Origin of the sequence: Devosia sp. (assembly GCF_034675085.1) — a bacterium.
Classification (GTDB): Bacteria; Pseudomonadota; Alphaproteobacteria; order Rhizobiales; family Devosiaceae; genus Devosia.
The window spans coordinates 1-5,875 of record NZ_JAUCDN010000208.1; the positions used below are offsets into that span (position 1 = coordinate 1).

Below are 5,875 nucleotides of genomic sequence, written 5' to 3' on the forward strand. Positions count from 1 at the left end.
CATGGGCGAAGAACCACATGGTCGAGGGCATGAGCCGCCCCGCCGTCGCCGTGATGGCGCCGGGCAGGATCAGCGCCTTGCGGCCGGCAGCCGCTGCTGCGGCGGCGAAGAAATCGCCCGATTTGACGTCCTGGTCGGCCAGGTTGAACACCTCGCCGGAAATGTTCTGCTCGATCAATGATTTGAGGTGCCGGCTGAGATCGGTCACATGGATGAGGTTGATGGTGCGCCCGCCCAGACCCACCGGAGCCTTGCGCATGGCCTCCACCATGCCGGTCGACCAGTTCATGCCCGGCCCGGTGACCACGCTGGGCCGCACGATCAGCCACGGAATGCCCCGGGCGTCGCAGGCGGCGCGAACGCGCTTTTCCTCGTCGATCTTGAGGCGCGTATAGGCATCGATCCGCGTCTCGACGACGATGTCGTCGCTTTCCGCATAGACCGGGTGCCGGGTCGCGTCGATGGCCGAATAGACCACCTGCGAGCTGAAATAGACGAAGAGCTTGCAGGTTGCTGGATCGAGCTTGCTCAGCACCCGGTCGGTCAGCGCCACATTTGCGGGGATGAAATCCTTGCCCTTGGCCTTGGTGTCGAGGGCGGCGTGGATCGTCACGTCGGCACCGGCAATGGTGGCGCCCAGCGCCGCGTCGTCGTCGAAGCCGGCGCCCTCCTTGCGCACGGTGCCGTCGCGGTCGAGCCGGCTGCGGAAAACCGGCACCACCTCATGGTCGGCCGCCAATATGACGGCCAGTTCGCGTCCGATGCCTCCCGATGCCCCGATAATGCAAATCTTCATCCCGCTCTTCCCTTCGGCAGCATGGGCTGCCCATGAAGGTCAGCGCTTTTTATGAAAATATCTAGCGGCTCAGCCGCCCCTCGGCCCGTGCGCTGACAAGCCTGGGCCCTTTATGCAGCATGCTATCGATATGATCGACCGCCTTGGTCAGCCCGTCTTCCTGGTTGAGTTTTTTGGCCAGGGCCGTGGCATTTGTGGCGTAGGAGGGCGTGCCGGTGAGTTTTATCAGGGCGTCGGTCAGGCTTTCCGGCGTCAGCTTGCGCAGGCGCACCGGCTTGGGGCCGCAGCCCAGCTCATAGACACGCCGCCCCCAATAGGGCTGGTCCACCGTCTGGGGAACGACGAAGGTCGGCCGCCCCAGATGCAGACCCGCCGAAGTCGTGCCGGCCCCACCGTGATGCACTACGGCCGAGACATATTTGAACAGCTTGTCATGCGGCGCTTTTTCGATGGCGAAGATATTGTCCGGCAGGTCCTGCGGATTGATGCCGCCCCAGCCCCGCGCCACCACGGCCCGGCCGCCCCAGGCGGCAACGGCCTCCTTGAGGATGCGCGTGTTGCGCTCCGCTCCAAAGGGCATGGAGCCGAAGCCGATATAGACCGGTGCCTCTCCCTCGGAGAGGAATTTGGCGAATTCGGGTGAAGGTTGCCAGTCGCTGGTGTCGTAAAGAGGCCAATAGCCCGTGACGATGGCGTTGTCCGGCCAATCCTTGGGGCGGGGCGAAACCAGGTCGGAATAGGCGTAGAGCGTGGTCAGCGGCGTGCCGTCGGTATTGCAGAACACGCCGCCCTTCTTGCGCGCTTCCAGCCCCATCAGATCGCGCCGCAGCTTGTTGCGCGGCAGGTTGTAATAGATCTGCTGCACGGAGATCGAGGTATAAGTCAGCTTGTTGATCGCCGGGCCGTAATCGGCGCCATAATAGATGCAGAGCGGAAATTCGCTGGTCGAATTGAGCGGCTGCAAGGCCACCATGATGGCGGGGATTTGCAGCGCCTCGGCGATGTCGATGCCGAAGCTGGTGTTCATGTTCAGGATCAGCATGTCGGCGCCCTGGCACATCTTCCAGGCGCGGCGCGCGGCGATATTGACGATCTTCTGGCCCTGCCGCAGCAGCGAGGGGCCGTTGATGAGCATGGACTGGCTCATGGCGTTTTCAAAACGCTGTTGCGTAAGGAAAGCCTGGATGGAGCGCCCGAGCGAATGGAATTCGATGCCATGGCTCTGCACCATGCGCTGGAATTCCTCGGATGCGCCCAGCACCACCGAATAGCCCCGCTTTTGCAGGGCGATGGCCAGGGCCAGATAGGGTTGAACGTCGCCTTGCGTGCCAATAGTGACAAGGGCAATGCGTTGCAAAATCAAACCTCACCTTACGCGGCTGTAAGGCCGTAGGTTGGGGCCCTGCGGCCCATTTACAATACCCCGGCGAGGACTTATGAACAGCCTTATCGATTGCCGGTTTAAGTACTAGACTCGTTTCTGAAGGGCAAGGGACATGCCGTCTCGCACCACTGTCGCACTGGTTGGAGCCTTGCTCGCCTCTTGCGCAGCCGCCCTTTTTGCCGTCGCAGCCGCAAACGCCCGTTAGCTCTTCCCGATGGCCGCGATGCAGGCCGGGAAGAGCCGAATAGACCGTCAGCGCCCGGCGAGCCGGCGCCTTTAACCCTTCTACCACCATAATTCCGCGATATTCGCTCCACACTGTCGGAGCGCTGCGCCAGCAAGCGCGTCGCGGCCAGACGAGGTCCGAAACGGACCGCCGAGGAACCCATGAGCGAAGATTTCCACCGCATCCGCCGCCTGCCTCCCTATGTTTTTGCCCATATCGACCCCCTAAAGGCCAAGGCTCGCGCCGAAGGCGTCGACGTCATCGACCTGGGCATGGGCAATCCCGATATGCCGACCCCGGCCCATATCGTGGAAAAATTGCAGGAGACGGTGAAGGATGGGCGCACCCACCGCTATTCCACCTCGCGCGGCATTCCGGGCCTGCGCAAGGCCCAGGCCAGCTATTACGGCCGCCGGTTCGGAGTGAAGCTCAACCCCGACACCCAGGTCGTGGCGACCCTCGGTTCCAAGGAGGGCTTTGCCAACATGGCCTCGGCCATCACCGCGCCGGGCGATGTGGTGCTGGTGCCGAACCCGACCTATCCCATCCATTCCTTCGGCTTCATCATGAGCGGGGGCGTGGTGCGTTCCATGCCGGCCGAGCCCAATGAGGATTTCATGCGCGCGCTCGACAGGGGCGTGCGCCACTCCATCCCCAAGCCCATCGCGCTGGTGCTCAATTATCCGGCCAATCCCACCGCCTATACCGCCGACCTCGATTTTTACGCCGAGGTGGTCAAATATTGCCGCCAGCACGAAATCTTCATTCTCTCCGACCTGGCCTATTCCGAGATCTATTTCGATGAGGACGCGCCGCCGCCCTCCATCCTCCAGATTCCGGGCGCGATGGATATTTCCGTCGAGTTCACCTCCATGTCCAAGACCTATTCCATGCCCGGCTGGCGCGTCGGCTTCGCCGTGGGCAATGAGCGGCTGATCGCGGCGCTGGCGCGGGTGAAATCCTATCTCGACTATGGTGCCTTCACCCCCATCCAGGTTGCCGCTACCGCCGCCCTCAACGGCTCGGATGAGGTGATCGAGGAAGTCCGCAAGGTCTATAAATACCGCCGCGACGTCATGGTGGAGAGCTTTGGCCGTTCGGGCTGGGATATCCCCGTGCCCAAGGCCACCATGTTCGCCTGGGCGCCCATTCCGCCGCAATTTGCTCATATGGGTTCGCTGGAATTTGCCAAGCTGCTCATCAAGGAAACCGGCGTGGGCGTGGCCCCCGGCGTCGGCTTCGGCGAATATGGCGACCAGTATATCCGCCTGGCCTTCGTCGAAAACGAGCAGCGCATCCGCCAGGCGGCCCGCAACATCAAGAAGCTCCTCGGCGCCAAGCCGGGGCAGGGCAACGTCGTGCCGCTCAAGGCCTGACCTTGGGCAAGGGGAGGCGCGCCGCGCGCCTCCCGGTCTCTCGCTCATCCGTGGCGTCGCCTATCGGCGGATAAAACCGCGCATTCCGCCAAACTCCTATTGACGGCTAGGCGAATTCCTATGCACATGGCGCCACCATGAGTGATATTGCTTCCTTCCGCCAAGCCGTCGAATCCTTCATTTCTTCTCGCGGCTGGACGCCGACCCGTTTCGGGCGCACCGTCGCCGGCGATCCGCTTTTCGTCTTTGACCTGCGCGAAGGCCGCGAGCCGCGCAGCGACACACGCGCGCGCATTCTCAAGGCCATGCAGGAATACGGCGAAGGCGAACGCCTGGCGCCGCTGCGCATCGGCGTGGCGGGGCTGGGCAATGTCGGCGCCACGCTGGTGCGCATCCTGCAAAAGGATGGTGAGGATCTGACGCGAAAACTGGGCCGGCAGCTCGTGGTGACGGCCGTTGCCGCGCGTTCGCGTTCCCGCGACCGCGGCATCGATATTTCCGGGGTCGAGTGGTTCGACGATCCGGTGGCCCTGGCCAAATCCGAGGGCATCGATCTTTTCATAGAACTGATCGGCGGCGAGGACGGTCCGGCTTTCGCGGCGGTCAAGGCGGCACTGGAAATCGGCCGCCCCGTGGTTACGGCCAACAAGGCGCTCCTGGCCAAGCACGGCGTCACCCTGGCCCGGCTGGCGGAGGAAACGGGCACCCAGCTCGGCTTCGAAGCGGCCGTTGCTGGTGGCATCCCTGTTATCAAAACCTTGCGCGAAGGGTTGGGCTCGGCCAGCATCGCCAAGGTGTTCGGCATCATGAACGGCACCTGCAACTATATCCTCACCCGCATGGGCAATGAGGACATCAGCTTCGCCGATTGCCTCAAGGATGCGCAGGCGCTCGGCTATGCCGAGGCCGATCCCACTTTCGACGTCGAGGGGTTCGACACGGCCCACAAGCTTTCCATCCTGGCCACGCTCTGCTTCGGCTTCGAGATCGCGCCGGACCAGGTACAGGTGGAAGGCATTTCCCGCATCACCCAGCACGACATCAAGGTGGCGGCCGAGCTGGGCTACAAGATCAAGCTGCTCGGCATCGCCCAGCGCAGCGAGGAGGGCGTGGAACAGCGTGTCCACCCCGCCTTTGTGCCCAAGAACAGCGCCATTGCCGGCGTCGACGGCGTGATGAACGCCGTGGCGCTTGAAACTGACCACGTGCATGAGCTGCTGCTGGCCGGCCCCGGCGCCGGCGGCCCGCCCACCGCCTCCTCGGTGCTGTCCGACATTCTCGATATCGCCCGGGGCACCCGCGTACCGCCGCTGGGCGTGCCCAGCCAGGAATTGCTGCCCTATCGCCAGGCGCCCATGCGGCCGCATGAAGGGGGCTATTATATCCGCCTCAATGCCAAGGATGTGCCGGGGGCCCTGGCTGCCATAGCGACCCGCATGGGCGAGCGCGGCATTTCCATCGACTCGGTCATCCAGCGCTCCGATCTGAGCGCCAAGGCCGTCGCGCCCGATGGGTCGCCCACCCGCACCGTGGTGATGATGACCCAGCAGACTTTGGAATCGTCCGTGCGTGAATCGCTTGCGCAGATCGCCTCCGACGGGTTTATCGTGGGCGAGCCGCAACTGATCCGCATCGAGCGGCTCTGACGCGGGGGGAACGATGAGACTGAGCAAGGTCGAGGGCGACCGCAGCCCTGCGCATTTGCATCGCAGCCTGGCGCTGGAACTGGTGCGCGTCACCGAGCGCGCGGCCATCGCCGCCGCCGAATGGCGTGGCAAGGGCAATGAACAAGCCGCCGACACCGCCGCCGTTTCCGCCATGCTGGCCGAGCTCGACCGTGTCGCCATTTCAGGGCGCGTCGTCATCGGCGAGGGCGAGGCCGGCGAGGTCGATGATCTTTATATCGGACAGGCGGTGGGCACGGGGCAGGGGCCTGCGGTCGATATCGCCGTCGATCCGCTCGAAGGCGTCACCCTGTGCGCCAAGAACCAGCCCGATTCCATCGTCGTCCTGGCCATGGCCGAGCGCGGCGGCCTGCTCAACGTCGCCCGCAACGTCTATATGCACAAGATCGCCATCGGCGCCGGCTATGC

Annotated in this window: 5 protein-coding genes; 3 read left to right on the top strand and 2 right to left on the bottom strand. The window is 63.9% G+C overall.

The genetic code is table 11. The features are described 5' to 3' along the window. Together VDP82_RS12745 and VDP82_RS12750 are read right to left on the bottom strand one after the other, a co-directional pair. Positions 1-796, bottom strand: a 796-nt coding sequence (locus VDP82_RS12745; RefSeq protein WP_323015224.1) for an NAD(P)-dependent oxidoreductase, incomplete at its 3' end; no start/stop codon positions are given. 61 nt (positions 797-857) lie between these two features. Further along, positions 858-2,153: a glycosyltransferase gene (locus tag VDP82_RS12750; protein ID WP_323015225.1), complete on the bottom strand. Its 1,296-nt coding sequence runs from the start codon at positions 2,151-2,153 to the stop codon at positions 858-860. Between the two features lie 414 nt (positions 2,154-2,567). Here VDP82_RS12750 and VDP82_RS12755 point away from each other — a divergent pair, with 414 nt between their 5' ends. The 3 genes from VDP82_RS12755 to VDP82_RS12765 all read left to right on the top strand — a co-directional run. Further along, positions 2,568-3,782 carry an LL-diaminopimelate aminotransferase gene (locus VDP82_RS12755; RefSeq protein ID WP_323015226.1) on the top strand — a complete coding sequence of 405 codons (1,215 nt, stop codon included), beginning with the start codon at positions 2,568-2,570 and terminating at the stop codon, positions 3,780-3,782. Positions 3,783-4,087: 305 nt separating this feature from the next. Next, complete coding sequence (locus tag VDP82_RS12760; protein WP_323015227.1) at positions 4,088-5,428, top strand: homoserine dehydrogenase; 1,341 nt, start codon at positions 4,088-4,090, stop codon at positions 5,426-5,428. A gap of 13 nt (positions 5,429-5,441) precedes the next feature. Further along, positions 5,442-5,875, top strand: a 434-nt coding sequence (locus VDP82_RS12765) for a fructose-bisphosphatase class II (protein ID WP_416347113.1), incomplete at its 3' end; no start/stop codon positions are given.